The sequence below is a fragment of the Parasphingorhabdus sp. genome (genome assembly GCF_048269865.1).
Classification (GTDB): domain Bacteria; phylum Pseudomonadota; class Alphaproteobacteria; order Sphingomonadales; family Sphingomonadaceae; genus Parasphingorhabdus.
This window is the reverse complement of sequence record NZ_JBLWUA010000002.1, coordinates 226,891-253,149: the sequence shown is the minus strand read 5'-3', so window position 1 is coordinate 253,149 and position 26,259 is coordinate 226,891. Positions and strand designations below refer to the sequence as shown.

Sequence of the window (26,259 nt, the reverse complement as noted above, 5' to 3'; positions counted from 1 at the left end):
AGAGGCCGCGCGTGATCGAAGCCAAGATATTCCTGCCAATGTTTGTCTGGCCGGTCGGCCAGGCCGAAGATCGGATTGATCGATGACCCCTGCAGCGAGACTTCAGGCTGCAATCGAGCTGCTCGACTGGATCATCGCCGCTGCTCGCGACAATGGCGCGTCTGCGGACAATATTGCCAAAAAGTTTTTCAAGGAACGGCGTTACGCAGGGTCCGGAGATCGTCGGGCCATTCGTGAGCATGTCTATACGGCGATCAGGCGCTGGGGCGACCGACCTGAAAGCGGCAGGCAAGCCATGCTGGGACTGGTGGCAGAACAGCCGGAACTGCAGGAGCTTTTTTCGGGCGCGAACTATGGCCCTGCTGCCATCGGAGGCGATGAGCCAGTTGCGACCGGTCCGCAAATTCCGGATTGGCTGACGGCCAAGTTCGCCAGCCTCATTGACGAGACAGAGCGCAAAGCGCTGTTTGACAGAGCGCCTCTGCATATCCGGGTGAATGGTCGCCGTTCCACGGATATAGATGTCAAGTCGGCTTGGCCGGATGCTGTCACACTGACGCTTCCAAATGCTTACGAGCTGGCGGCTGGCACCAAGCTGGAAGACACGGCGCTGTTCCGTGAGGGCGCTTTGGAAATTCAGGATCTGGGGAGTCAGGCGATCGCGGCGGCCAGCGCAGCCGCGAAGCCCAAACTGGCTCTGGATCTATGCGCCGGGGCAGGCGGCAAGACACTTGCTTTGTCAGCAATGCTTCCGCCCGATAGCAAAATAATCGCAGCGGACACGGATCGCGGGCGGCTAAGCCGGATCGAGCCTCGCAAGCGGAGAGCGGATGCCCGGAATATCGAGACGGTTTTGCTTGCTCCGGGTGAGGAAATGGAAGCCGTTAGCCACCTGCGTTCGCGGTGTGACCTCGTTCTGATTGACGCGCCTTGCAGCGGCACGGGCACCTGGCGCCGGAACCCTGAACTGCGTTGGCGGATGACCCCGAAACGGCTGGATCATACTACCGAATTGCAGCAAAGATTGATGGTTCTCGGGAGCGAACTGGTGAAGCCGGGAGGACGTCTCGTCTATGCAGTGTGTTCACTACTCGATGCCGAGGGCGGTGACCAGGCTGTCCGGTTTCTGGCAGATCATCCCGAGTGGCAGGAAATATCGATTGATTTGCCGATTGGCCGTCAATATCGTAAAGGTATGCTTCTTTCACCGCACCACGATGGAACGGATGGCTTTTATTTTACCTGTCTCGAAAAACTGTGATAGCAAAACATGTTAAGCCAGCATGCAGCTGAGTCTGGCTATGATCGCGAGAGCTTATTGGAGTTGATTATGCGTTTTTCACCGGCTGTTGTCGCCTTGTCCCTTGTTTTTGCTACCGTTTCCAGCGCCGGTTTCGGCCAGTCTGCCGATATCGAGATCAAGCAGCGCTCGGTTGAATATATGCAAATGGGCGAAGCGGCACAAAAACGTGGTGAACTCGATCTCGCAGCAGATCTCTATGAAACATCTCTCGCCGTGGACCCGCGCAACGGCTCGGCCTTCATAGCCCTGGCCCAAATCGCCCGGGTGCAGGACCTGCCGGGCAAGGCGATCCGCCTCTATCGGGAAGCGCTCATTCTTGATCCGAATAATCTCGATGCGCTGGCCGGGCAGGGTGAGGCTCTCATCCAGCGAGGCGCCGTCGAGAAGGCCAGAGTGAACCTGTCGCGGATTGAAACCCTGTGCCGGTCGCGCTGCGCGCAGACCGAACAGCTTGCATCAGCAATCAAGGTAGCGGCAGAAAAACCCGTGCTCTCGGCCGCGGCAGTGACGCCAAAGCCCAAAGTTGGCGATGAAGAGCCGGTTACCGAAACGCCCTGACAAATCGGCTTTCGCCCATAATATCAGAAATCATAAACCAGGGTAGCACGGTTGATCGTGTCTGTCTTGGCACGGCCGACCGGCGGATTTGTCTCATGTTCGATGGTATAGGAAATCCGTGCTGAAAGTGCACCAATCAGCTTGGCATCCAGTGCCGATGTCGCATTCAGAGTGGTGTTGCCGCTTTCGAAGACCGCAACGGCTGAGGTGAATCCCTGAGCATCACTCGCCCAGGTGCCGCCTGCGTCTTGCGAGAATTTCACATTGTCCGAGATTTTCCAGTCGAAATCAACTCCCACCAGACCGGCCAGGCTGCTTCGGGAGTCTCCGTTGACAAAATCGGTGATCCGCAGCGCAGGGCCGGCCTTCACCGCCAGACGCAGGTCCTTGGTTTTGACGACCTCATAACCCAGCCCGCCCGATACAGTGTAGCGAGCCGTAAATCCCTGAAATCTGTCACGCTCAAATTGTGCCAGGCCATAGGCGTAAAGGCCCTTGTTGAACTTGTAATTCGGCTCGATCGTGGCGCTGAGTTGATCGCGTGTTGTTTTGCCATTGTTGCGTTCATAATCGGCGCGCGCCTGGAAATTGAGCCGCCATTTTACCGCATCTTTGACCAGTTTCAGGCCACCCGAAAGACCAAGATTCCTGGTATTGCCGGTAGAACGAGACCCACCAAGCTCGCCTTGCCCCTTCCAGTTTTCAAAAAAACCAGCCTCCTGCTTTTCGCGCAGTGAGGCAGCGGCCTGTGCTGCGAGCTTGCGATTATAGTCGGCAACGATCGAGTCGATCTCCGCAACATCCTCCGGATTTGTTGCTTTGGCGACTTTCGCTACTGCCGCCACATCCTGCTTGTTTCCGGATGCGATCGCGGCATCGAGCATGGCCCGGACAGGGTCCGGCAGGGCCGCCGCGGCGGGCGCAGATAGGCCTGCCGCGACCAATATGGCGGTGGTGAACGCTGGTCTGAACATAAAAATCCTGCTTACTACTACTAGATCAGCGGCAGAAATTCTTTCAATACTGCCCGGTACAGGTCCCTTTTGAAGGGAACGATCAAGTCTGGCAAGTCTGCGGGATCGACCCACTTCCAGTCAACAAACTCCGGGTGCTCGGTTTGTATGTCGATGTGATCGTCTTGCGCGGTGAACCGCATCAGGAACCAGCTTTGGCGCTGGCCCCGATATTTGCCCTTCCAGATTTTGCCGAGCAATTCGTCAGGCAGGTCGTAGAGATATTCTTCTGTGCTGCGGCCAATGATGTGAACATGCTCGGGAGCGACGCCGGTTTCCTCCTGAAGCTCGCGTAAAGCAGCAGTCTCGGCATCTTCGCCTTCGTCAATTCCGCCTTGCGGCATCTGCCATGCATCCGGATAGTTGCTGTCAGCAGCATCCAGCCTTTGGCCGACAAATACGCGGCCATCACGGTTGGCGAGCATGATACCGGCACAGGGGCGATATGGGAGTGCACTATAGTCGATTGTACTATGCCTTTCTGAAATTCTCGGCGGGGTTGAAATTCATGATTACAGCGAGTTGATCAAAGTCTTCCAGGCGGCAATCATCTTGTCGACATCCTGCGCGGCAGAAGGCACGGCTTTGCGGATATTGATGAAACCATGCACGTTGCCGGGCATTTCCAGAAAATGGGTATTCACGCCGTGGCGGATCAAGTCAGCCGCATATTCGCGGCCCTGGTCGCGAAGCGGGTCGAGGCCAGCGGTTACCAATACGGTCGGTGGCGACAGCGAAAGATCGCCGAGATACGGCGACACCCGAATATCATCGTCTTTCGGTGCATATTGGCGATCAAAATAGTCCATGCTTTCCTTTGTCAGCAGAAAGCCCTCGGCAAATTCGTCCATCGATCCGCCTTCCGCATCCATCCGGGTTGCGGGATAGATCGGAAATTGTGCGGTCAAGGGCACTGTAGCGGGCTGCGTTGCCAGTACATGGCCGACCACCAGTGCCAGATTTCCGCCGGCGCTGTCGCCGCAAGGAATCAGACCGCTGATTTTGAGTTGGAGCTGTTCCTGATTGTCCGCGATCCACCGGGTCGCGGCCAGACAGTCCTCTGGCGCCGCAGGGAAGGGCGCTTCCGGAGCCAGCCGATAATCGACGGCGATCACTGGCACGTCCATCTCACGCGCAACATAGGTGCAGAAACTATGGTGCGATTCGAGGTCGCCAATCACAAAACCGCCGCCATGATAGAAGACGATGACCGGCGTTTCCGCGTCCCGCTCTGCCTGATTGTCATATAGCCGGAGCGGAATATCGCCTGCCGGACCGGGACAAGACATGTTCTCGATGCGCGCGAGATCGACGGCGTCTGCCTCCAGCATCGCTGCCATCACATTGTACATTTCGCGGGCAGCTGCCGGTTCGACTTCCGACATCAGTGGCTGGTCCGATTGCTCCATCATGGTCAAAATCATTTGCACATCGGGGCGTACGTAAGCGTCAGTCATCTGTCATCTCCAGCCGTTTAACCGGTCGATTAGATCAGGCCACGTTCACTAGGCAAGCGCTAATCGGAATCGGATGGGCAAACAAATGCTTTATCCCTATTAGTTTTTGTGGTTTGAAGCCCCTCGCATTGCTGCTCTACAGCGGCGTGCATAATAACATAAGGCACGGAAGTTTAATCATGGCCACCGCGTTGAAGCAGGAAGAACCCAATAACCCCAGTCCCGACGGCGCTGAAAACGTCGTTGTGCGTTTCGCCGGCGATAGCGGCGACGGGATGCAGTTGACCGGAGGGCAGTTCACACTCTCGACAGCGCTGGCCGGCAATGACCTTGCCACATTCCCCGATTTCCCGGCAGAAATCCGCGCGCCGCAAGGCACGTTATTCGGCGTTTCCGCCTTTCAGATCAATTTCGGATCGCGGGCGATCGAAACCGCTGGTGATGAGCCAGATGTATTGATCGCGATGAACCCGGCCGCTCTGAAGACCAATGTCCAGGCGGTTCGGCCCGGTGGTCTGGTGATCGCGGACGAAGGCGAATTCGGGAAACGGAATCTCGACAAGGCGCATTATGACAGCAATCCGCTGGAAGACGGCTCGCTCGCAAAGTGGCAATTGCTCAAACTCAATATTTCGCAGCTGACTTTGGATGCGGTAAAGCCATTCGGGCTCGGCAACAAGGAAGCGCTGCGCTGCAAGAATATGTGGACGCTTGGCCTGGCGCTTTGGATGTTCGAGCGCGACCGCGAACCGATCGTAGAGTGGCTGAACAGCAAATTTGCCAAGCTGCCGGATGTTGCGGCTGCCAATATCGCGGCGCTCAATGCTGGCCATGCCTATGGCGAAACCGCCGAAATTTCCGGCGACGGTTTGGGCGGCGGTCACCTGCAACATCACAAGGTTGCTGCAGCGCCAGCGGCAGCGGGTACCTATCGAACGGTAACGGGAGCAGAATCCCTGTCACTCGGGCTCGTCGCCGGTGCGCGGCTTGCTGCATTGCCGATGTTTTTTGGCGGCTATCCGATCACGCCGGCGTCTGCGATCCTGCATCATCTTTCGCGGCTTAAGGAATTTGGCGTCACCACGTTTCAGGCGGAAGACGAGATTGCCGCGATCACGGCCGCCATCGGTGCCAGCTATGCTGGCAGCCTCGGCATCACCTCGTCGTCCGGTCCCGGTATCGCCCTGAAAGGCGAGGCAATGGGCCTGGCGATCATGACCGAATTGCCGCTGGTGATCGTCAATTCGCAGCGCGGTGGACCATCCACTGGCCTGCCGACCAAGACCGAACAGTCCGACCTCTATCAGGCCGTCTATGGCCGGAACGGTGATGCACCAATGCCGGTGATTGCTGCCCGTTCGCCGGAAGATGCCTTTTACTGCGCTATCGAAGCGGTCCGTATTGCCGTGCAATATATGACCCCGGTAATGCTACTCACCGACGGCTATATCGCCAATGCTGCGGAGCCATGGAGAATTCCGGATATCGATACGCTCGAGCGTTTTCCGGTCAGCTTCATGACCGAGAAACCGGAAGGCACGCTGATGCCTTATGGTCGCGATGACAAGCTGGCACGGCCCTGGATCAAGCCCGGTACGCCGGGTCTGATGCACCGCATTGGCGGCATCGAAAAGGGTGTGGGCACCGGTCATATCGAATATGGTCCGGCGAACCACCAGACGATGACCGATATCCGGCGCGACAAGGTTCTTGGCGTTGCCGACAGTGTGCCGGAACAGGAAATCGCCCTTGGCAAGGCCGGAGCGAAATTGTGCGTTGTCGGTTGGGGTTCGACCTTTGGCCCCATTCATCAGGCGGTGTTGCGGGCTGAGCGGGCTGGCAAGGACGTTGCCCACATCCACATTCGCAACATCTGGCCGCTTCCGAAAAATCTTGGGGAACTGCTCAAGAGCTTTGATCGGATCATTGTGCCGGAAATGAATGCCGGACAGTTGAAAACGATCTTGCGGGATCAATATCTGGTCGACGCAAAGCCGGTAAACAAGGTTTCCGGTCAGCCGTTCACTATCACCGAAATTGAAGCCGCGATCGAGGAGAATCTGTCATGAACGAGATGACCAAAATCACGACGACGCTGAAAGACTGGGAAACCGATCAGGAAGTGCGTTGGTGTCCGGGTTGCGGCGACTATGCGATCCTCAAGGCGGTCCAGCGGACCATGCCTGATCTGGGGGCCGACCCTTCGAACACCGTGTTCATCAGCGGCATCGGCTGCTCTTCGCGTTTTCCTTATTATATGGAGACCTATGGTTTCCACACGATCCACGGTCGCGCTCCGGCGATTGCGACAGGCGTCAAGCTGGCCAATCCGGAGCTGGACGTTTGGATCATCACCGGCGACGGCGACGCGCTGTCGATCGGCGGCAACCATACGATGCACCTGCTGCGTCGCAATCTCGACTGCCAGCTGATGCTGTTCAACAACGAGATTTACGGCCTGACGAAGGGCCAATATTCGCCGACCAGCCGGCAGGGCACGCATAGTCCGTCCACGCCTTATGGCTCGGTTGACCGGCCCGCTTCGCCCTGTGCGTTTGCATTGGGCGCTGGCGCGCGCTTCGTTGCCCGCGGGATCGATGTTCACAAAGGACTGCCGGATGTGCTGAAAGCGGCGCATGCGCACAAGGGCGCTTCGTTCATCGAGATTTTCCAGAACTGCATCGTCTATAACAAGGATGTGTTCGAGGAGTTTGCGGCGAAGAAGACCGCGGCTGATACCCAGCTGCATCTCGTTGACGGAGAGCCGATGCTGTTCGCCAAAGGGGCGAAAGGCATTACGCTCAACCACAAGACTCTGCAGCTGGAAGTCGTCGACGTTGTTGATGGCGACTGGGAAGCGGCTGGTGTGATCGTGCACGACGTCACCAATCGTTCGGTCGCCCATATGCTGGTTGAGATGCAGTTCGGGGAGTTTCCGATGGCGCTTGGCGTGCTCTATGACGATCCTCGGCCGACGTTTGAAGCGGCGGTTGTGGCGCAGAATGCAGCAGCATCGGTTGGCAAGGAGCCGGATCTGCAGGGCCTGCTGAACAAGGGCCAGACCTGGACGGTGGCGGAGGATGGACCGGGACTGTAAAGTTTCTGGCGCTCGCACGAAGACACGAAGGCGCTAAGATGGCGGCGTGGAACGGCTGGTAAATAGCGATTTGCGTCGCTAGGCATTGTAAATTCTGCCAGTCTTCGTGTGAGGAAATTTTTTGGACAATCTGACCCACAGCCTCGCTGGTGCCGTTCTCGGCCAGATGGGCCTCAAGAAGAAGACCGGGCTTGGCATGGCGACGCTGATTATCGCCGCCAATATTCCCGATATCGACGCGGTGGCGACGCTGCTTGATGGGGTGCAGCATCTGGCGATCCGGCGGGGGATTACGCATGGGCCAATTGCGATGCTGGTGCTGCCGTTGCTGCTCACTGGCATCATGATTGGGTTCGATCGCTGGCAGACGAGGCGCGGCAAGCGGCCTGCGGACCGGTTGCCGATCCACAAGGGCTGGCTGCTGGCGCTGGCCTATATCGGCTGCCTCAGCCATCCGGCGCTGGACTGGCTCAACAGCTATGGGATCCGCTTGCTCGAGCCGTTTTCGTCGCAATGGTTTTATGGCGACAGTATCTTCATCATCGATCTCTGGCTCTGGGTGGCGCTGATTGCGGGCTTGTGGATTTCGCGGCGGCGGGAAAAGCGCGGTGCCAGCGACTGGCGGCGTCCGGCGTGGATCAGCTTTGCTGCGGTTTGTGCCTATATTTTTGCCAATGGGCTGATCACCGGCAAGGCGGAAGCGGAGACGAAACAGGTGCTGGTCGATAGCGCGGCCGGGGCGGGTCGTGCGGAAGTCTTGCAGCGGCGTGATGCGATGGTGGTGGCAAACCCGGTTCCTCTGCTGTTCTGGAAACGTGAGATATTGTGGCGCGATCGCTCTGCTTATGGGTCTGGAGCATTCGACCTGTTCGGCCATGTTGTGCTGGAGCCGGAGCACAAGATTCGGGGCGACGCCGACGTTCTGGCGGCTGAAGTGGCGCGATCGAACAGGGATGGTGCCGCTTTTCTGTTCTGGTCGAGAATGCCGGTGGTGACGGCGGTCGGCGATCGTGTGACGGTTAAGGATCAACGCTTCATGAATCCGCTGATGGGGGACCGGTTTACCGTCCGGGCCAATGTCCACAAAGACAGGTTGGAACGTTCTGTTCCCTGAGTCATTGCAACGGCATGACAAAACCCACCATCATCTGGTTCCGCCGCGACCTGCGTCTGGCCGATCAGGCCGCTGTCGCGGCAGCTGCCTCCAAAGGCCCGGTCATTCCGGTCTATATTCTCGACGATGAAACCCCCAAACACCGCCTTATGGGCGGGGCTTCGCGCTGGTGGCTGCACCGGTCAGTGGAAGAAATGGAAGCATGTTTGAAAAATCTGGGGTCGCGGTTGATCCTGCGCCGGGGCGTGGCGGCCGAGCATTTGGCCGAAATTGTCAAATCGACCGGGGCAGGGGAAGTACATGCTCTGCATCATTATGAGCCGTGGTGGAAAAATGCAGAGCGGGCTTTGACCAAGGCTCTGGGCGATGATGCCGAATTGGTGCTGCATGACGGCAATTATCTGCTGCCGCCAGCAACGGTGACCACCAACGCTGGCGACCCCTATAAAATCTACACGCCGTTCTGGAAGTCTCTGCGTGAATATATGCCGCCATCCGATGCGGTGGCCGCGCCAGACAGTCTTGCTGCGCCCGACAGCTGGCCGGATAGCGATGAGCTGGCCGACTGGAACCTGCTCCCGACCAATCCGGACTGGGCTGTGTCTTTCGGCGACCACTGGCAGCCCGGGTCTGCGGGAGCCGAGGCCAATCTGGAGGATTTCGCGGACAAGGCTGCGCAATATGATGAAGGTCGCAATCTGCCTTCAGAGCCGCTGGTGTCTCGCCTGTCGCCGCATCTGCATTTTGGCGAGATCAGCCCTGCGACGGTCTGGAACCGGCTGGCCGGGCAGGGGAGCAAGGTCGAAACCTATCTCAAGGAGCTGGTCTGGCGCGACTATGCGCAGAACGTGATCGACCAGTTTCCGCAATATGGCAGCGAGAGTTATCGTGAGAAGATGCGCGCCCTGCCGTGGCGGGATATGGACGATGAGGCGGTGCAAAAAGACTTCAAGGCCTGGCGCGGCGGCAAGACCGGTTATCCCATTGTCGATGCCGGAATGCGGGAGCTTTGGGCGACCGGCTGGATGCACAACCGGGTGCGGATGATTGCCGCGAGCTTTCTGATCAAGCATCTGCTGATCGACTGGCGCGAGGGCGAGCTATGGTTCTGGGACACGCTGGTTGACGCCGATTACGGATCCAACAGCGTCAACTGGCAATGGGTGTCGGGGACCGGCGTTGACAGCAATATGTTCGTGCGGATCATGGCGCCACTGACCCAGTCGGAGAAATTCGATGCCGGGGACTATATCCGTCGCTGGGTGCCGGAACTGGCCGATATTGATGATCCTTATATCCACGATCCGGAAGACCATGGCTGCAAGCCGGAGTCCTATCCGGCCAAAATCATCGCGCATAAAGAAGGCCGTCAACGTGCGCTTGATGCCTATGATCAGGTCAAACAGGGCGAGGATTGAAATCCGCCGCGTGAACCGCTAATAAGTACGCAGAGCAAAAGGATATCAGATCGATGAATAAATAGGTCTCCATCAGGCACATCAATGCTGCCATGCGGTCCGTCGGGCCGGATAATATGACACCTATATTCAGGATCTTTTATGCACAGATTATCAGGAAAATTTTGCGTTATCACCGGTGCTGCTCGCGGCATTGGTAAAGCTATTGCCAAGGCCTTTGTCGACGAAGGCGCGACGGTGCTGTTGACCGATTGTGACGCCGAGGCCCTGACGGCCACCGGCGGGGAACTCGGGTGCGAGACGCTCGCTCTGGACGTCGAGCAGGAAGCGGACTGGGAGCGGCTGGCTGCCTTGCACCCGGTTACGGATGTCGTCGTCAACAATGCCGGGGTGACCGGTTTTGAGCGGGGCTTCGCGCCACATGATCCCGAACATGCGTCGCTTGAGGACTGGCGCGCGGTGCATCGAGTCAATCTTGACGGCACCTTTCTGGGTTGCCGCTATGCGATCAGCGCGATGAAGGAAAAAGGCACCGGGTCGATCATCAATATCTCCTCGCGGTCGGGGCTCGTCGGCATACCGGGAGCCGCGGCTTACGCCTCGTCCAAAGCCGCGATTCGCAATCATAGCAAGTCCGTGGCGCTCTATTGCGCGCAGCAGGGCTGGCAAATCCGGTGCAACTCGATCCATCCGGCTGCCATCATGACGCCAATGTGGGAGCCGATGCTGGGTGAGGGCGAAGCACGCGCTGCTACGGAGGCCGCCCTGGTCAAGGACACGCCGCTGCAACGCTTCGGCGAGGCCAGCGAAGTCGCGGCTATTGCGGTTCTCCTGGCGTCGGATGAAGCGGGTTATATCACCGGGTCGGAATTGAATATCGATGGCGGAATTCTGGCGGGTTCGGCAGCGGCGCCTGGGCAGGCGGATGAGGGCTGAATCGGGTGCGATTAGGGGATAGTTCCGCATTGCCAAGCACTTGCCGCTGGTCCATTATGGCGCCATGAATGCACAGGCACCCAAAAGAGGCAAACATCTGCTTGATGCACGCAAGCGCTTCGGAACCGGCGGCGGCTTGTTCGCGCGCCTGACAGCGCCCGGTTTCCACCGGATATTGGACCGGATCGACGAGGGGCTGGATCACGGAACATTCGAGGGGCAATTGCCCGACGGAACCACCCGTGTTCTGGGCGGACGCGGCGACGGTCCCACTGCGCGGATCACGCTGCACAGCTGGAACGCGTTGCTCCGGCTGGTCAATTCCGGTTCGATCGGCTGGTATCGGGCGTGGGAAAAGGGCGAATGGGAAAGCCCGGATCTGGTCGAAGTGTTCGACATTTTTACCCGCAATCGCGCCGGCCTGAAAGACACCGGACGGGCGGGAGGCTTTTTCAGGCTGATCGCCAGGATGCGCCACAATCGGAGAAACAACAACAAGCTGCGGGCGCGGCAGAATATCCAGTATCATTACGATCTCGGCAATGATTTCTATGCCCTATGGCTGGACAAAACAATGAGCTACTCCAGTGGCTTATTTGAGAATTCTGAGACTTCACTTGAAGAAGCGCAGGAAGCCAAGGTGGCGGCGATCGCCGAGCGGTTGAACGCCGCGCCAGGCGACACTGCTCTGGAAATTGGCTGCGGCTGGGGCCATTTGTCGGGGACTCTGGTGCGGAAACATGGTCTGAAGGTGACCGGCATTTCGCTTTCCGACGAGCAGACGGCATGGGCACGGGAGCACCATCCGGAAGCCCAGTTCCTGATTCAGGACTACCGCGATGTGGACGGACAATATGATGCGATCGCAAGCGTCGAAATGGTGGAAGCGGTCGGTCAGAAATATTGGCCGGATTTTCTCGATTGTATTGCCCGCAACCTGAAACCCGGCGGCCGGGCGGCGCTGCAATATATCAGCATTGCCGATGATATTTTCGACCAATATGCCGCGAGCGCTGATTTCATCCAGACCTATATCTTTCCCGGCGGCATGCTGCTGTCCGAGAGCCGGTTCCGGGCTCTGGCGGAAGAACGCGGTTTGCAATGGACCGATCAGAATAATTTCGGTCTCGATTATGCGGAAACTCTCAAAATCTGGCGCGAGCGGTTTGACGATGTCGTGGACCGCGGCGAACTGCCCGCCGGTTTCGACAATAAATTCGTCCGCTTGTGGCGCTATTATCTGACCTATTGTGAAGGCGGATTTCGTGGCGGCGGTATCGATGTCGCCCAAGTGACACTGATAAAAGAACGATAAAACGGGAGAGAGTGATGAGACTTTTGGGAAGATGGGCGATGCTGGGCGTTGCCTGCATCAGCCTGACCGCGTGCGAACAGGTTCAGAAGGCGGCTGCCAGCGTGGCTGGTTTGCCGACTGACGAAAATGTGCTTTTCTGGACCCAGGACCAGCGCGACAATGCCTTCCGCCAGATGGAAGTGCTGACCACCACGCGGACGATTGAAGCGGGTGAGAAGGCCCATGCGCTGCCGGCGGGAAAGCCTTTTCCGAAGACGCTGGCCACCGAAAATGGCGAAGTCAGTATCGATGAATATATGGCGGACCAGCGGCTGGCCGGACTGGTCATCCTGCAGGATGGCAAGGTCAGGTTGGAAGAATATCGGATGGACTTTGGTCCGGATGATCGCTGGACCAGTTTCTCGGTCGCCAAGTCGCTGGTTTCCTCTCTGGTCGGAGCGGCGATCAAGGACGGCTATATCAAGTCTTTGGATGACCCGCTGACCAATTATATCCCCGAACTGAAAGGCAGCGGCTATGACGGCGTCACCGTTGAACAGCTACTCACCATGACCTCGGGGGTGAAGTGGAACGAGGATTATGAGGACAAGGACAGCGATGTCGCGCGGTTCAATACGACCAAGTCGAAAGATGGCGTCGATCCGGTCATTCTCTATATGAAAACGCTGGTCAACGAAGCGGAACCGGGCACGCGCTGGCAATATAATACCGGCGAGACCAATTTGATCGGCGTGCTGGTAGCAAAGGCGACGGGCAAGTCGCTCTCCGAATATCTCTCGGAAAAAATCTGGAAGCCTTATGGCATGACCCAGGACGCGGCCTGGGTTTTGAATGACGGTGGCAAAGAGATCGGCGGCTGCTGCCTCTCCGCAACCACTCGCGATTTCGCCCTATTTGGTCAATTTGCGATGAATGGCGGCAAGATCGGGGGCAAATATGTCGTTCCCGAGGACTGGTTTGCCAAGGCTGGCACCAAACAGGCGGATATCGGCCGGCCCGGCGCGGGCTATGGCTACCAGTGGTGGACGTTTGATGACGGCAGCTATGCCGCGCAGGGGATCTTCGGTCAGGGCATCTTCATCGACCCGAAGCGCAAGCTGGTGATTGCCGGCAATGGCAATTGGCCGCGCGCCTCGCCGGATGACAAGAAAGTAACCCGCAACGCCTTTTACAAGGCGGTGCAAAACTATCTGGACAGCGAAGCGGCGCCCGAAAGCTGACCGGAGCTAGCTGATCTCGAAACGCTCGCCGGTGGCAAAGTCGCTGGCGAGTATTTCGACCAGACGGTCTGCGACGACCGATGGCTGTTTGACGGTGGCCGGATCTTCACCGGGATAGGCGCGCGCGCGCATGTCGGTGCGGGTGCGGCCGGGATCGACAATTGCGGTCCGAATCTTGCCCAAATTGCGCATTTCTTCACCATAGCTGGACACAAGTGTCTCCAGCGCGGCTTTTGATGCCCCATAAGCGCCCCAAAAGGCGCGCGGTTTGCGACCGACACTGCTGGTTATCGCCAGCAGCCGCGCGTCCTCACTTTTGCGCAGCATCGGATCAAAACCTGCGATCAACGCTTGCTGTGCAATCAGGTTGAGGGTCAGGATCTTGTTGAATTCCTGACCGTCAATGCCCGGAACCGGGCCCAGTGACCCCAGCATCGCGGCGTTGAGCACCAAGATGTCGAGACCCTCCCAGCGGCTGGCAATCGCCGTCGCCAGACGCCCGATACTGTCGCCATCGGTCAGATCGAGCGGGGCGATTGTGGCATGGCCGCCGGCCTGATGAATCTGTTCTTCGATTTTTTCCAGGCCATCGGCATTGCGCGCGGTAATTACGACATGGGCGCCTTCTTTCGCCAGTGCCAGGGCGGTTGCCGCACCGATGCCGCGGCTCGCGCCCGTAACGAGCGCCAGTTGACCTTCAAATTTCATATTCAATTCGCCGTTTGTTTGAGGCGCGGCAAATCACCGGAAGGCTCATTGTCGCGAGCGGTACCAGAGGAATCAGACCGTTCGTTGAGCATGGTCAGCTGATCAGGCTCTTCTTCACCATCGCGGTCGGTGAGGGCGGTCGGATAGGCGCCCGTGAAGCAGGCGTCGCAATATTGCGGCTGGATGTCATGGCGATTGTCCTCACCGGCGGCCCGGTACAGGCCGTCAATGGACACGAATGCCAGGCTGTCAGCCTGAATGAAGTCCCGCATCTGTTCGACCGATTTCTGGGCCGCGAGCAGTTTTTCCCGCTTCGGTGTATTCACACCATAGAAGCAGCTGTGCATGGTCGGCGGGCTGGCGATCCGCATATGCACTTCGGCCGCGCCTGCCTCGCGCATCATCTGCACAATCTTCATGCTGGTGGTGCCGCGCACGATCGAATCGTCGACCAGCACAATTTTCTTGCCATTGACCAGCGGGCGGTTGGCGTTGTGCTTAAGCTTGACGCCGAGATGGCGGACGCCATCGCCCGGCTGGATGAAGGTTCTGCCGATATAATGCGAACGGATGATGCCCAGCTCGAACGGAATGCCGGATTGTTCGGCAAAACCGAGGGCTGCCGGGGTCCCGCTGTCGGGAACGGGGATCACCAGATCGGCGTCGACCGGGCTTTCTGTCGCCAGTTGCGCGCCAATGCCCTTGCGCACGCCATAGACTGATTTGCCGTCGACGATCGAATCGGGTCTGGAGAAATAAACATGTTCGAAGATGCAGGGGCGGGCCTTGGCATCGGCGAACGGGCGGTGCGAACGCAATTCGCCGTTGGTCACGACGATCAGTTCGCCGGGTTCGACGCTGCGGACATATTCCGCGCCAACCAGATCCAGAGCCACCGTTTCCGAAGAGAAAACATAGGCTTCGCCGATCCGTCCCATGACCAACGGCCGGATGCCGAGGGGATCGCGGCAGGCAATCATGCCTTCGGCGGTCATGCAGATCAGCGAATAGGCGCCCTCGACCTGTTTCAGGGCGTCGATGAACTTGTCGAGCAGGGTGCGATATTTCGAGGTCGCCAGCAGATGGATGATAACCTCTGTGTCGCTGGTTGACTGGAAGATCGAACCATGCCGCACCAGTTCATCGCGCAACGTCATCGCGTTGGAGATATTGCCGTTATGGGCAATAGCAAAACCGCCGGATGCAAGGTCTGCTTCCAGCGGCTGAATATTACGCAAGGTGCCGGCACCGGTCGTCGAATAGCGGACATGGCCGCAGGCCGAATCGCCGCGGAGGCGATGGATTACCTCTTCGCTGTCAAAATTGCCCGCGACCGGACCCAGTGCGCGATGGCTGTAGAATTCCTTGCCGTTCCGGCAGGTGATGCCGGCTGCTTCCTGTCCGCGATGCTGCAGTGCGTGCAGGCCGAGCGCAACCATGGCGGCTGCGTCCTCAATTCCGGCTACTCCGAAAACGCCACACTCTTCCCGTAGCTTGTCGTCATCAAACGGGTGGGTTGTCAGCATATATCACCTGGCTATTCAGTGGTGCGGCGGGGATGTCAGCCATATAGGTTTGAAACCGGGCTTTGTCTGCCCCCAATGTCACAAAATCATAATATTACGCCGAGCAGCAGCAACAGGGGCGAACCATTGCGTCTTTAGCCGTTGCGCGGGACCGGATCGGGCCTTAGTCCACTGCCATGACCAATATTGCCAATGATCGCGAGACCGGAACGGTCCTTCAGCCAAAATATGATTCGAACGGATTGATCACTGCGGTGGTGACTGACGATTCGTCGGGAGAGCTGTTGATGCTGGCGCATATGAATGCCGAGGCCTTGCAACTGACCCAGGATAGCGGTGTGGCGCATTTCTATTCGCGCAGCCGCCAGTGCCTGTGGAAGAAAGGCGAGACATCGGGCAATATCCTGACCGTCACCGAGCTGCGGATTGATTGCGACCAAGACGCCTTGTGGGTCAAGGCGGTCCCGGCAGGTCCGGCGTGCCATACCGGCCAGCGCAGCTGCTTCTACCGGAAAATCGTCGACGGCGGGCTGGAGCCGGTTGCTTGAGTCGCTTGTGGCCATTGGTGCTGGCGCTTGGGCTTGCCGCCTGTGCACAGGAAAAGGCTGATCCGGAAAAACCGGCCGAGGAAATCTCTGCGCTTGAGCAGGCCGCGATCGATGCCGGGGTGATACCCGATGTTCGCAATGTGACGCTGTCCGGTGCCTTTGAAAGACGGAGCGATCTGGGAACCGACCGGTTCTGCGCGGTCGGCAATGACGAAAACGGTTATCAGATCGGAATGATCGCGGTGTTCGGGCCGGGGACCCAATGCGAGGGGCTGGGCGAAGCGGAGCGCGATGGCGAAAAAGTTCGCATCACGCTCAACAGCAAAGAAACATGCAGCTTCACCGCCCGATTTGATGGTGTTGAGCTGGAATTGCCGGGTGAACTGCCCGACGGCTGTGCCAGCTATTGCAGCCGGCGGGCCGGTTTCGAAGGGGTCAGCTTCTACATGATTGGCGAGGGCGACGCGGTTGCACGGTCGACCAGTGGCCGCGATTTCGAAAATCTCTGCCCCGGCGGTTAGCATTGACGTTTACGTTAGCGTAAGCTATATGACGGGCATGTCAAAGCCGCCAAGCCATGCCGAACTTGATACCCCGGATCTGAAGAATCGGGAAACCTACACGATATCCGATCTCTCGGAAGAATTTGGCGTTACCGCCCGCGCTCTGCGTTTCTATGAGGACGAGGGGCTGATCGCTCCGGATCGCAAGGGATTGTCGCGGGTCTATACCAAACGCGACCGGGCCCGTCTTGCGTGGATCATGCGCGCGAAGAATGTCGGGTTCAGTCTGGTCGAGATTCGCGAGATGATCGATCTCTATGATGTGGGTGATGGTCGACAGACGCAGATGCAGGTTACCATCGAAAAATGTCAGGAAAAGGTCGACACGCTGAAGAAACAGCGCGCCGACATCGACAGTTCGATCAAGGAATTGACCGGTTTTATAAAGACTGTGCAGGCCGCCATGGCGGATGCAAAAGCGCAGCAGCAATAGAGGATCAATGCCGGTTCGATCCGGTTCCCCCTTTGAGTAGAAAGTAAAATATCATGCCCAGTTATACCGCTCCGATCGGCGAAGTCCGGTTCATTCTCAACGAAGTTCTCAATCTCGAAAAATATTCCAATGTCAGCGGCTTTGAAAATGCGACGCCGGAAATGGTGGACGCGATCCTCACCGAAGCCGGACGATTCTCGACCGAAGTGCTGCACCCTCTCAACCAGTCGGGCGACGCCGAAGGATGTATCCGTCACCCAGATGGTTCTGTGACCACGCCCAAGGGGTTCAAGGAAGCCTATCAAAAGCTGACAGACGGCGGCTGGACGACCTTGTCGGCACCCGAAGAATTCGGCGGCCAGGGCTTGCCGCGCGTGGTCGGCAATGCGGTGATGGAATTCATGGTGTCTGCCAATCAGGCGCTGGAAATGTATTCCGGCCTGACCCAGGGCGCGATTGCCTCGATCCTGACCGAAGGCAGCGAAGAGCAGAAGCAGAAATATGCCACGCAGATGATTTCCGGCAAGTGGACCGGGACGATGAACCTGACCGAAGCGCATTGCGGCACCGACCTGGGCCTGATCCGCACCAAGGCGGAACCGACGGCGGACGGCAATTATGCGATTACCGGGCAGAAGATCTTCATCTCGGCCGGCGAGCATGATCTGGCAGAAAATATCATCCATCTGGTGCTGGCGAAGACGCCGGGCGCGCCGGACAGTTCAAAAGGCATATCTTTGTTCATCGTCCCCAAATTCCTGGTCAACGATGACGGATCACTGGGCGAGCGCAACAAGGTGAGCTGTGGCTCGATCGAAGAGAAAATGGGCATTCACGGCAACGCCACCTGCGTGATGAACTATGATGGCGCCACCGGCTATATGGTCGGCGAGGAGAACAAAGGCTTGCGCGCGATGTTCATCATGATGAACGCGGCGCGGCTGGGTGTAGGCCTGCAGGGTCTGGCCCAGGGCGAAATCGCCTATCAGAATGCGGTGATCTATGCCGGTGATCGCCGTCAGGGCAGGGCGCTCACTGGCGCCAAGGATCCGGAAGAAAAAGCGGATACGCTGTTCGTCCACCCCGATGTCCGGCGGATGCTGATGGACGGCAAGGCGTTTACCGAGTCGATGCGCGCGCTGGTGCTCTGGGGTGCGTTGCAGGTCGATCTGGCCGACAAGGCGGAGACCGAGGAAGAGCGGCAATTCGCCAATGATCTGGTTAGCCTGCTCACGCCCGTCATCAAGGGCTATGGCACGGCAAAGGGCTATGACATCTGCACGGAATCACAGCAAGTCTATGGTGGCCACGGCTATATCACCGAGTGGGGCATGGAGCAGTTCGTGCGGGATGCCCGGATCGCGATGATTTATGAGGGCACCAACGGCATCCAGGCGATGGATCTGGTCGGGCGCAAGCTGGGCCAGAACGGTGGTCGGGCGATCCAGGCCTTTTTCAAGGTGGTCGCCGACGAGATTGCCAAAGCCAAAGAACATGACAAGCTGTCGAAATTTGCCGAAGCGCTCGAAAAGGCCAATGGTGAACTGCAGAAAGCCACGATGTGGTTCATGCAGCATGGCCTGGCCAATCCGAACAATGCGGGTGCCGGCGCCTTCCATTATATGCATCTGATGGGCATCGTTTCGCTTGGCCTGATGTGGCTGCGGATGAGCGAAGCCGCTCAGGCGGCGCTGGATGCGGGCACCGACAATGCGAAATATTACGAGGCCAAGCTGGTGACGGCGCAATATTTTGCAGAACGCTTCATGCCGGATGCCGGATCCCTCCGCCGCAAGATCGAAGGCGGCAGCGATGCGATGATGGCACTGGATCCGGAAATGTTCGGCGTCGCCTGAACCGGCGCATCAGGCGGTTTCGTTCTGTTCCGCCTGCCGGTAGGCTTCTTCCCACATACCGAGATTTCGCCGGGCATCCTGGACAAAGGGTGACCGGCGAATCGCCCATAAGGCGAGATCGTTGGTGATCCGGCCGAGCCAGCGCATCGGCCTTTTGACCTGCACCAGCAAAATCACGCGCCGTTGATCGGTATTGTTATGTACCTGGTGATACTGACTGTCGTCGAACACCAGCCATCGTCCGGCCTCCCAGAACAGGTCGGTATTTTCGACCTGCATCACGCATTGTTCCGGCTGATCGGGAACCAGCAATCCAAGGTGGCAGGTGATCAGCCCGCGGGTGACGCCGCGATGGCGCGGAATCACGGCACCCGGTTCCAGGATGGAGAAAAATGCGGAGTTGAGATCCGGAATCTGCCTTACCAGCGCAGCGGTTTGCGGCGCACGTGCGCAATTTTCCGAGACTTCATATCCATAGCCGACCAGAAAGAAGGAGCGCCAGTTGCCGTCGCCGGCAATCCGCGCGTGGTCGGGCGATATGTCCTTGAGCGGTGGAACAGCGTCGCGGTGGCGCAAGATTGATGCGGCTTCCTGTGCGATGGTCTGCCACTGTTCGGCCAGGCGAGCGGTCCAAGGAAACACATCGGGAGACATGACTGGCCCGGTCGCGATTTTCGACTGGGCCGTGGCCAGGCGATTGAGCGAACCACGCAGGCGTTTGCCGATCCGGATGACAAGCGGGCGTTTGGATGGAGTGGGCGCCTTTGCGAAGGCGGACCGGGCATCTTGCGTGGTCATGGCAAGCAACCTTCCAGTTGTAACTTTCGCGACCCTTGTCTCTCAATATACACGGAAATGTGACGATATTTCGACCAACTGTTGCCGGGAATCTGCCGAACGCGGCGCAAAGCTGAAGCGTGATGAACGGTGTATATTTGCCGATAAACGGCGGAAAACCGCCGTTTGTCCGCTATCACGCCCGGGCCGACGAAGGACGGTAGACCTTTTGAGGCGAACCTGTCAGACGATCAGGTGACAGGGGAATGAGAAGCATAAGGAGTATATGCAATGCATTCCAATACAAGCGTAACGCGGGCCAGCCGCATGATGCCTTTTCTGATGGTTGTCGGACTGGGTCTATCAGTCTCCGCCCAAGCCGCAGAACCTTCACCATCCGATGAGATGCAACCCGAAATCCCCGCCCCGACCCTCGATACCGATGGTGATGGGGTAATGGATGGCTGGGATCGCAGCGGTGACGGGCAGGCTGATGCCTGGGACAGCGATGGCGACGGTGCGCCGGATTTGCTCGACGATGATGGTGACGGTGAGCCGGACTAGACCCGGCTTATTGTCACCTCTGAAACACCGGGCCTAATATTGGTCCGGTGTTTTTTTAACTTCAAACACCTCATCGAACATGCTGAGCATGGCCGCTTTGCTCTGCCGGTCTGCCGACGCGTTATAGCGGACCGGTTCGACCGACGATGCATTGTTGCTGATATCCGTGAATCCGTGCAGGACGCCAGAATAGATATGCACGTGGCAATCGGCGCCTGCAAAATCCATCTCTTCCAGGAATGCCCGCATCTGTTTTGGCGGAACAAACGGATCAGCCCGACCGTGGCAGACCAGGATCCGCGATTTGATCACGCCGCGTTTCGCCGGGAGGGGGGTAGCAAGCAGTCCGTGAAAGCTCACCACGAGGGCAATATCTTCACCCGAACGCGCCATTTCGAGAACCACTTCCCCGCCCATGCAATAGCCGATGGCGCCGATCCGGTTGTTGGCAAGCCTCGATCGTCTGCGCAGTTCTTCGAGCGCGCAGCGGAATCGCTCGCGATAATATTCCGCATCCGAGCGCAAGGCATCGGCCAGTCGGCGGGCTTCGCGAATGTCCTGGAGCGGACCCGCTCCGTACAGGTCACAGACCATCGCGCTATAGCCGAGCGACGCCAGCCAGCGGGCGCGATCATACATAAGCTTGGTCGGGCCAGCTATCGTTGGCACAATCAATATACCCGCGCGTGGATAGCGACTGGGTTGTGCCATATATCCTGCCAACTCCACATCACCATGATGATAGGTGAACTGCTGGACTTCGATCGAGCTCATTCTTCGGGAAGAAACTCGGGAACTGACAGATAGCGTTCGCCGGTATCATAGTTGAAGCCGAGCACTTTCGCGCCTTCGCCCAGTTCGGGCAGCTTCTGGGCAATGGCCGCCAGAGTTGCACCGGATGAAATGCCGACCAGCATGCCTTCTTCCTTGGCCGCCCGCAGCGCCATCGCCTTGGCGTTGGCAGGCTCGACCTGGATCGCGCCGTCGATGCTTTTGGTGTGCAGGTTACCGGGAATGAAGCCGGCGCCGATGCCCTGAATAGGGTGGGGGCCGGGCTGGCCGCCGCTGATCACCGGAGATGAGGTCGGCTCAACCGCATAGACTTTCAGATGGCTCCAATGCTCCTTGAGCACCTCTGCCACGCCGGTGATATGCCCGCCGGTGCCGACGCCGGTGATGATCGCGTCCAGCGGATTGTCCTTGAAGTCATTCAGGATTTCGATCGCCGTGGTGCGCTTGTGCACTTCGAAATTGGCGGGATTCTCGAATTGTTGTGGCATCCAGGCGCCGGGTGTCTGGTCGACCAGTTCCTGCGCCCGTTCGATCGCGCCCTTCATGCCCTTTTCTTTCGGGCTGAGATCGAAAGTTGCGCCATAGGCGAGCATCAGCCGCCGGCGTTCGAGCGACATCGACTCGGGCATGACCAGCACCAGCGTATAGCCCTTGACCGCGGCCACCATCGCCAGACCGACGCCAGTATTGCCGGAGGTCGGCTCGATGATCGTCCCGCCGGGCTTAAGTTCGCCGGACTTTTCGGCTGCCTCGATCATCGCAAGGCCGATTCGGTCCTTGATGGATCCACCCGGGTTGGAACGCTCTGACTTGATCCAGACATTTGCATCGCCGAACAGGCGCTGCATCTTGATATGCGGTGTATTTCCAATGGTTTCGAGAATAGTATTGGCAATCATTATCCTGCACTCCTGTCTATTTTTTCATTTTTCCGGCTCGAGGTCTTCCGGCGGATCAAAAGTTTTGGCCGCGCCAAGCTCCGGAAACAGCCGTGACCAAAGCCCTGTCACCACTATAGCGCCGGTGCCGCCTGCGACAATGGCGGCAATTGGTCCTACCAAAACGGCGAGGCCACCGGACAGGGCGTCGCCCAGTTCGTTCGATGCGCTGATCGTCATCTGGCTCACGGCTCCCACTCGTCCGCGTTTGGCATCGGGCGTATGCAGCTGGATTAGCGAACCGCGGACATAGACGCCGAACATGTCGGCCGCACCGCAGATGCCGAGGCAGGCCATGGACAGGTAGAGATTTTTGCTAAATCCAAAACCGATCGTGCCCAGTCCGAAAACGGCCATCGCCACCAGCATGCTGTTGCCGACATTCTTGCTGAGCGGGACGAAGGAAAAGATGACCGCAACGATCACAGCGCCAACCGCCGGCGAGGCTGCGAGCAGCGACAGGCCGATTTCACCCGCGTGCAGGACGTCTTTGGCAAAGACCGGGATCATGGCGGTCGCGCCAGCCAGGAACATGACCAGAAGATCCAGCGTTATGGCGCCGAGCACCAGCTTGTTGGTCCAGACGTAGGACAAGCCTTCGCCCACCTGCTGCAAGGGTCCCTTTGTCCGGTCTGTTTCAGGGCGCGGAACTGGCCCGATCAGGAAAATCGCCAGGGTTGCCAGCCCATAGAGGCCAGCACAGACAAAATAGGGCAGCGACGCGTCCACCTTGTACAGGGGGCCGGCCATGCCTGGACCGGCGATGACCCCGACCTGCCAGGCGATGGTGGAGAGAGCAATGGCGCGGGGAATCGATGCTTTCGGTACGAGATTGGGCGCAAGGGACGTGACCGCTGGCCCGAGAAACGCACGGCAGATACCGAGCAGCACGGCAATGACATAAATGTTCCAGAGGGTGATGCCGCCGGTTGCGGTAAGCAAACCGAGAGTGAGCGCGATCAACGCCTGTGCGGCCAGTACAACGCGCGCAATCCAGCGGCGGTCCATATGATCGGCAACCCATCCGACCAGCGGCGTCAAAATGAACAGGGGAACGAACTGCAGCAAGCCGAGTAGGCCCAATATCCCGGCCGATGCGCTGATCCCCATGTCTTCGCGGGCCAGATTATAGGCCTGCCAGCCGACAATCAGCATCATCGCGTAGAGCGCGAACATCGAAGCCAGTCGCGAGAACCAGAGGTAGCGATAATTGGCGATGGAGAAGGGATGTGGAGCAGGATCGATCACGGCATATCTGCTAGCGATTCAGGCAAGTGGCTGCAATCAATTCGTTCTTGGCCTAGTAGATTGGTGGAAAGCGGTTCGTCGAATAATACTGGTCAAGCTGTCGCCGACCATGCAAATTGTGAATGTTAGAAACTATCAATGCAACGGTTCCCCGGGAGAAAATGATGAAGATGCGCAATTTGATGCTGGCGGTTTCGCTGGCCGCCCTGACGGTCAGTGGATGCAAGAAGATCGAGGATGAGCCGAAGGTCGCGATGCAAATTGACAGCAGCAGTGCCTGGGGCGGTTATCTCTCAAATTTTCTGGACGGCTATTTCCCGATCAATCCGACATTTGCGATCTATCAGGGCAAGCATGAATTTGACGGTCAATTGCCGGACTGGAGCGCCGAGGGCCTGACCAAGATGATCGACATGCGCAAAAAGGCGATAGCCGACGCGCAGGCGATCGACGTCGCTGATCTGAGCGAAGCGGAGCAATTTGAGCGGGACTATCTGGTCAATGTGATGGAGGGTGAGCTTTTCTGGCTCGAAACCGCCGACTGGCCGCACAAGAATCCGGAATTCTACATCGGTGCGCTGGATCCCAATGTTTATATCGCGCGGCCCTATGCCGATGCCGAGACGCGGATGAAGGCGTTTATCAAATATGCGAACAACGTTCCGGCTGCGGCTGCCCAGATAAAGGCCAATCTGCAATTGCCGTTGCCCGAAACTTACGTCAAGCTCGGCCAGGCCGGCTTTGGCGGGTTTGCCGATTATTACACTGGCGACGCAAAAGCGGCCTTTGCCGAGGTGAAAGACACCGATTTGCAGCAGCAATTTGATGTTGCGGCTGCCGCTGCCGCTGCGGCGATGAAGGATCTGGCCGGTCATATCGGTTCGGTGCCGGCGACCAAGGACGGCTATGCTCTGGGTGCCGAAAAATTCGCCGCGATGTTGAGCAAGACGGAAGGCGTGAATATTCCGCTCGCCGAACTGGAAGCGATCGGTCGGGCCGATCTGAAGCGCAATCAAGACGCGCTGGCCGAGGCGTGCAGCGAATTTGCGCCGGGTGTGAGCATCGGCGACTGTATGGCAAAAATGGCCAGCGACAAGCCCGCCGACGGACCGGTCGAGGAAGCCCGCCTGCAATTGCCGGGTCTGCGCGCGTTTCTGGTGGAAAAGGATATCGTATCGATCCCCGGCACCGAACAGGCGCAGGTTGAGGAATCGCCACCCTATAACCGGCAGAACAGCGCCTATATCGACATTCCCGGGCCGTATGAAAAAGGCCTGCCGAGCGTCTATTATATCTCGCCGCCCGATCCTTCGTGGGACGAAGCCAAGCGGGAAGCCTATATTCCGGGTACCAAGGACCTGTTGTTCACGTCGGTGCATGAAGTCTGGCCCGGCCATTTCCTCAATTTCCTGCACAGCAACCGCGCCAAGTCGATTTTCGGCAAATTGTTCGTCGGCTATGCCTTTGCCGAGGGCTGGGCGCATTATGGCGAGGAAATGATGTGGGAGGCTGGTCTCAATGAGGGCGACCAGGAAACCCATATCGGGCAGCTTTCCAATGCGTTGCTGCGGGATTGCCGCTTCCTCTCGGCGATTGGCCTGCATTCGCAGGGCATGACCGTTGCCGAGTCGAAGGAAATGTTCCTGGAGCAATGCTATCAGGATGAAGGCAATGCCGACCAGCAGGCGGCGCGCGGGACGTACGATCCTGCCTATCTCAACTATACGATGGGCAAGCTGATGATCCGCAAGCTGCGGGAAGACTGGACCAACGCCCATTTCGCGAAGCAGAAGGCCGAAGAGGGCGGTGAAACGGCTGGCTGGAAGGAATTTCATGACGAGTTCCTCAGCTATGGTGGCCCGCCGATCCCGCTGGTACGCAAGGCGATGATGAAAGAGACCGAGGCAAAAGCGGTTTTCTAGGCATATTCTTGCTGCCCGAGGCGGGAAGCGATCTACTGTAAGGAAGATGGGGCACCTGCCAGCGTGGGTGTCCCATAACGCCTGTTAACGCTGTCTCTTAACGCAGCTGCTTAACATCTCCAGCGCTGCCGTACCGCTGCGGGACGCGGTGAAAATCGGGCGTTCTTTTGCGGGATTCCATGGTAAATATTTCATTAACAGATGGAGTATGATTCATGGTCGAGAAAATAGCCTATCGGTTGAGCGCATCGGTTTTGCTGGTCACGGCACTGGCGATTGTTGCGATGCTGGTGATGGGTTTGACTCGCCCGGCCCCCGATTCCGCTGGTGCGACTGCAACGCCGTCGAAGGTCGCGATTTCCGCTGCCGTTGATCCGGAACCTGTCGTGGAGAATGTTCCGGAAAGCGCCGAACCCGCAGCCGAGTCGTTCGATGTCGCCGAAAAACTGCCGCTCAGCGACACGTTCGTGGTCAAGCGGATCCTGCAGATCGACGAGCCGTTTGTGCATGGCTATTACAAGTGGGACGACGAAGGGGTGCCGGAGGGCGAACTGGTCGTGACCGTGGATCTCAAGGCCGAGAGCATTTCGGTGTTCCGGGCCGGTTATGAAATCGGCGCGGCCGTGATTACCTTTGGTGACTCCCGAAAACCGACGCCGACCGGCGTTTTTCCGATCAGCCAAAAGGATGCGGATCATGTCTCCAACATCTATGATGCGCCGATGCCCTATATGCTGCGGCTGACCAATGACGGGGTGGCGATCCATGCCTCGGACGTCAAATGGGGCTGGGGAACGCACGGCTGCATCGGCGTGCCGATGGAATTTGCGCGGCTTCTGTTCGAGCAGGCCGAGCTGGGCGACCGGGTCATCGTGACCAATGGCAAAATGCTCGAGATGGGCGACGCTATATTGTAGGATATTGTAAGGGAGGGCGCAGTCGCCCGCTTGCGA

General features: G+C 58.2%; 25 protein-coding genes. 16 read left to right on the top strand and 9 right to left on the bottom strand.

From position 1 onward, the window contains the following. The first annotated feature begins 82 nt into the window (after positions 1-82). Complete coding sequence (locus ACN0WW_RS03450) at positions 83-1,261, top strand: RsmB/NOP family class I SAM-dependent RNA methyltransferase (RefSeq protein WP_417609409.1); 1,179 nt, start codon at positions 83-85, stop codon at positions 1,259-1,261. 69 nt (positions 1,262-1,330) lie between these two features. Further along, entirely contained in the window at positions 1,331-1,861 is a 531-nt protein-coding gene (locus ACN0WW_RS03445) for a tetratricopeptide repeat protein (RefSeq protein ID WP_417609407.1), read from the top strand. Positions 1,862-1,884: 23 nt separating this feature from the next. Here ACN0WW_RS03445 and ACN0WW_RS03440 read toward each other — a convergent pair whose 3' ends face one another. From ACN0WW_RS03440 to ACN0WW_RS03430, 3 genes are read right to left on the bottom strand one after another with little or no spacing between them, the layout of a single operon-like run. Continuing rightward, on the bottom strand, positions 1,885-2,835 hold the full coding sequence (locus ACN0WW_RS03440) for a DUF481 domain-containing protein (RefSeq protein WP_417609405.1): 951 nt from the start codon (positions 2,833-2,835) through the stop codon (positions 1,885-1,887). A gap of 20 nt (positions 2,836-2,855) precedes the next feature. Continuing rightward, positions 2,856-3,341, bottom strand: a complete 486-nt coding sequence (locus tag ACN0WW_RS03435) for an RNA pyrophosphohydrolase (protein ID WP_417609748.1) — start codon at positions 3,339-3,341, stop codon at positions 2,856-2,858. Positions 3,342-3,386: 45 nt separating this feature from the next. Then, positions 3,387-4,331: an alpha/beta hydrolase gene (locus ACN0WW_RS03430; RefSeq protein WP_417609403.1), complete on the bottom strand. Its 945-nt coding sequence runs from the start codon at positions 4,329-4,331 to the stop codon at positions 3,387-3,389. A 179-nt stretch (positions 4,332-4,510) separates the two neighbouring features. Between ACN0WW_RS03430 and ACN0WW_RS03425 the strand changes: the two genes are divergently transcribed. The 7 genes from ACN0WW_RS03425 to ACN0WW_RS03395 all read left to right on the top strand — a co-directional run bounded on the left by ACN0WW_RS03425 (position 4,511) and on the right by ACN0WW_RS03395 (position 13,431). Beyond that, the gene (locus ACN0WW_RS03425) at positions 4,511-6,400 is read left to right on the top strand and encodes a 2-oxoacid:acceptor oxidoreductase subunit alpha (RefSeq protein WP_417609401.1); all 1,890 of its coding nucleotides are present in this window, start codon (positions 4,511-4,513) and stop codon (positions 6,398-6,400) included. Then, positions 6,397-7,428 carry a 2-oxoacid:ferredoxin oxidoreductase subunit beta gene (locus ACN0WW_RS03420; RefSeq protein ID WP_417609399.1) on the top strand — a complete coding sequence of 344 codons (1,032 nt, stop codon included), beginning with the start codon at positions 6,397-6,399 and terminating at the stop codon, positions 7,426-7,428. The genes ACN0WW_RS03425 and ACN0WW_RS03420 overlap by 4 nt, the downstream gene beginning before the upstream one ends. Before the next feature lie 121 nt (positions 7,429-7,549). Then, positions 7,550-8,542, top strand: coding sequence for a metal-dependent hydrolase (locus ACN0WW_RS03415; protein WP_417609397.1), 993 nt, complete (start codon positions 7,550-7,552; stop codon positions 8,540-8,542). Positions 8,543-8,556: 14 nt separating this feature from the next. Continuing rightward, on the top strand, positions 8,557-9,960 hold the full coding sequence (locus tag ACN0WW_RS03410) for a cryptochrome/photolyase family protein (protein WP_417609395.1): 1,404 nt from the start codon (positions 8,557-8,559) through the stop codon (positions 9,958-9,960). Between the two features lie 141 nt (positions 9,961-10,101). Then, positions 10,102-10,896, top strand: a complete 795-nt coding sequence (locus ACN0WW_RS03405) for an SDR family oxidoreductase (RefSeq protein WP_417609393.1) — start codon at positions 10,102-10,104, stop codon at positions 10,894-10,896. Positions 10,897-10,960: 64 nt separating this feature from the next. Further along, positions 10,961-12,211, top strand: a complete 1,251-nt coding sequence (locus tag ACN0WW_RS03400; RefSeq protein WP_417609391.1) for a class I SAM-dependent methyltransferase — start codon at positions 10,961-10,963, stop codon at positions 12,209-12,211. Between the two features lie 14 nt (positions 12,212-12,225). Next, entirely contained in the window at positions 12,226-13,431 is a 1,206-nt protein-coding gene (locus ACN0WW_RS03395) for a serine hydrolase domain-containing protein (protein ID WP_417609389.1), read from the top strand. 6 nt (positions 13,432-13,437) lie between these two features. Here the strand turns inward: ACN0WW_RS03395 and ACN0WW_RS03390 are convergent, their stop codons facing one another. Continuing rightward, entirely contained in the window at positions 13,438-14,139 is a 702-nt protein-coding gene (locus ACN0WW_RS03390) for an SDR family NAD(P)-dependent oxidoreductase (RefSeq protein ID WP_417609387.1), read from the bottom strand. A 2-nt stretch (positions 14,140-14,141) separates the two neighbouring features. Continuing rightward, positions 14,142-15,665 (bottom strand): amidophosphoribosyltransferase, encoded by a 1,524-nt coding sequence (purF, locus tag ACN0WW_RS03385; protein WP_417609385.1) that lies wholly within the window; start codon positions 15,663-15,665, stop codon positions 14,142-14,144. Positions 15,666-15,850: 185 nt separating this feature from the next. Between purF and hisI the strand changes: the two genes are divergently transcribed. The 4 genes from hisI to ACN0WW_RS03365 are packed head-to-tail and all read left to right on the top strand — an operon-like array spanning position 15,851 to position 19,065. Beyond that, positions 15,851-16,213 (top strand): phosphoribosyl-AMP cyclohydrolase, encoded by a 363-nt coding sequence (hisI, locus tag ACN0WW_RS03380; RefSeq protein ID WP_417609746.1) that lies wholly within the window; start codon positions 15,851-15,853, stop codon positions 16,211-16,213. Beyond that, positions 16,210-16,734: a hypothetical protein gene (locus tag ACN0WW_RS03375; RefSeq protein ID WP_417609383.1), complete on the top strand. Its 525-nt coding sequence runs from the start codon at positions 16,210-16,212 to the stop codon at positions 16,732-16,734. The genes hisI and ACN0WW_RS03375 overlap by 4 nt, the downstream gene beginning before the upstream one ends. A gap of 37 nt (positions 16,735-16,771) precedes the next feature. Next, positions 16,772-17,209 carry a MerR family transcriptional regulator gene (locus ACN0WW_RS03370; RefSeq protein ID WP_417609744.1) on the top strand — a complete coding sequence of 146 codons (438 nt, stop codon included), beginning with the start codon at positions 16,772-16,774 and terminating at the stop codon, positions 17,207-17,209. 53 nt (positions 17,210-17,262) lie between these two features. Next, a complete protein-coding gene (locus tag ACN0WW_RS03365; RefSeq protein ID WP_417609381.1) occupies positions 17,263-19,065 on the top strand; it encodes an acyl-CoA dehydrogenase C-terminal domain-containing protein in 1,803 nt (600 codons plus the stop codon). A 9-nt stretch (positions 19,066-19,074) separates the two neighbouring features. Here the strand turns inward: ACN0WW_RS03365 and ACN0WW_RS03360 are convergent, their stop codons facing one another. Next, the gene (locus ACN0WW_RS03360) at positions 19,075-19,863 is read right to left on the bottom strand and encodes an aspartyl/asparaginyl beta-hydroxylase domain-containing protein (protein ID WP_417609379.1); all 789 of its coding nucleotides are present in this window, start codon (positions 19,861-19,863) and stop codon (positions 19,075-19,077) included. A 270-nt stretch (positions 19,864-20,133) separates the two neighbouring features. Here ACN0WW_RS03360 and ACN0WW_RS03355 point away from each other — a divergent pair, with 270 nt between their 5' ends. After that, positions 20,134-20,406: a hypothetical protein gene (locus ACN0WW_RS03355; RefSeq protein WP_417609377.1), complete on the top strand. Its 273-nt coding sequence runs from the start codon at positions 20,134-20,136 to the stop codon at positions 20,404-20,406. A 33-nt stretch (positions 20,407-20,439) separates the two neighbouring features. Here the strand turns inward: ACN0WW_RS03355 and ACN0WW_RS03350 are convergent, their stop codons facing one another. The 3 genes from ACN0WW_RS03350 to ACN0WW_RS03340 are packed head-to-tail and all read right to left on the bottom strand — an operon-like array spanning position 20,440 to position 23,384. After that, positions 20,440-21,180 carry a dienelactone hydrolase family protein gene (locus tag ACN0WW_RS03350; protein WP_417609375.1) on the bottom strand — a complete coding sequence of 247 codons (741 nt, stop codon included), beginning with the start codon at positions 21,178-21,180 and terminating at the stop codon, positions 20,440-20,442. Then, positions 21,177-22,097 (bottom strand): cysteine synthase A, encoded by a 921-nt coding sequence (cysK, locus tag ACN0WW_RS03345; protein ID WP_417609373.1) that lies wholly within the window; start codon positions 22,095-22,097, stop codon positions 21,177-21,179. The genes ACN0WW_RS03350 and cysK overlap by 4 nt, the downstream gene beginning before the upstream one ends. 24 nt (positions 22,098-22,121) lie before the next feature. Beyond that, positions 22,122-23,384 (bottom strand): MFS transporter, encoded by a 1,263-nt coding sequence (locus ACN0WW_RS03340; RefSeq protein ID WP_417609371.1) that lies wholly within the window; start codon positions 23,382-23,384, stop codon positions 22,122-22,124. Between the two features lie 170 nt (positions 23,385-23,554). Here ACN0WW_RS03340 and ACN0WW_RS03335 point away from each other — a divergent pair, with 170 nt between their 5' ends. Then, positions 23,555-25,306, top strand: coding sequence for a DUF885 domain-containing protein (locus ACN0WW_RS03335; RefSeq protein ID WP_417609742.1), 1,752 nt, complete (start codon positions 23,555-23,557; stop codon positions 25,304-25,306). Positions 25,307-25,521: 215 nt separating this feature from the next. Further along, positions 25,522-26,223, top strand: coding sequence for a L,D-transpeptidase family protein (locus ACN0WW_RS03330; protein WP_417609369.1), 702 nt, complete (start codon positions 25,522-25,524; stop codon positions 26,221-26,223). Positions 26,224-26,259 lie beyond the last annotated feature (36 nt).

Coding starts and splice junctions, on each gene's coding strand:
- ACN0WW_RS03450 (WP_417609409.1), top strand. CDS start 83: ATGACCCCTGCAGCGAGACTTCAGGCTGCAATCGAGCTGCTCGACTGG.
- ACN0WW_RS03445 (WP_417609407.1), top strand. CDS start 1,331: ATGCGTTTTTCACCGGCTGTTGTCGCCTTGTCCCTTGTTTTTGCTACC.
- ACN0WW_RS03440 (WP_417609405.1), bottom strand. CDS start 2,835: ATGTTCAGACCAGCGTTCACCACCGCCATATTGGTCGCGGCAGGCCTA.
- ACN0WW_RS03430 (WP_417609403.1), bottom strand. CDS start 4,331: ATGACTGACGCTTACGTACGCCCCGATGTGCAAATGATTTTGACCATG.
- ACN0WW_RS03425 (WP_417609401.1), top strand. CDS start 4,511: ATGGCCACCGCGTTGAAGCAGGAAGAACCCAATAACCCCAGTCCCGAC.
- ACN0WW_RS03420 (WP_417609399.1), top strand. CDS start 6,397: ATGAACGAGATGACCAAAATCACGACGACGCTGAAAGACTGGGAAACC.
- ACN0WW_RS03410 (WP_417609395.1), top strand. CDS start 8,557: ATGACAAAACCCACCATCATCTGGTTCCGCCGCGACCTGCGTCTGGCC.
- ACN0WW_RS03405 (WP_417609393.1), top strand. CDS start 10,102: ATGCACAGATTATCAGGAAAATTTTGCGTTATCACCGGTGCTGCTCGC.
- ACN0WW_RS03400 (WP_417609391.1), top strand. CDS start 10,961: ATGAATGCACAGGCACCCAAAAGAGGCAAACATCTGCTTGATGCACGC.
- ACN0WW_RS03395 (WP_417609389.1), top strand. CDS start 12,226: ATGAGACTTTTGGGAAGATGGGCGATGCTGGGCGTTGCCTGCATCAGC.
- ACN0WW_RS03390 (WP_417609387.1), bottom strand. CDS start 14,139: ATGAAATTTGAAGGTCAACTGGCGCTCGTTACGGGCGCGAGCCGCGGC.
- purF (WP_417609385.1), bottom strand. CDS start 15,665: ATGCTGACAACCCACCCGTTTGATGACGACAAGCTACGGGAAGAGTGT.
- ACN0WW_RS03370 (WP_417609744.1), top strand. CDS start 16,772: ATGTCAAAGCCGCCAAGCCATGCCGAACTTGATACCCCGGATCTGAAG.
- ACN0WW_RS03365 (WP_417609381.1), top strand. CDS start 17,263: ATGCCCAGTTATACCGCTCCGATCGGCGAAGTCCGGTTCATTCTCAAC.
- ACN0WW_RS03360 (WP_417609379.1), bottom strand. CDS start 19,863: ATGACCACGCAAGATGCCCGGTCCGCCTTCGCAAAGGCGCCCACTCCA.
- ACN0WW_RS03355 (WP_417609377.1), top strand. CDS start 20,134: ATGCATTCCAATACAAGCGTAACGCGGGCCAGCCGCATGATGCCTTTT.
- ACN0WW_RS03350 (WP_417609375.1), bottom strand. CDS start 21,180: ATGAGCTCGATCGAAGTCCAGCAGTTCACCTATCATCATGGTGATGTG.
- cysK (WP_417609373.1), bottom strand. CDS start 22,097: ATGATTGCCAATACTATTCTCGAAACCATTGGAAATACACCGCATATC.
- ACN0WW_RS03335 (WP_417609742.1), top strand. CDS start 23,555: ATGCGCAATTTGATGCTGGCGGTTTCGCTGGCCGCCCTGACGGTCAGT.
- ACN0WW_RS03330 (WP_417609369.1), top strand. CDS start 25,522: ATGGTCGAGAAAATAGCCTATCGGTTGAGCGCATCGGTTTTGCTGGTC.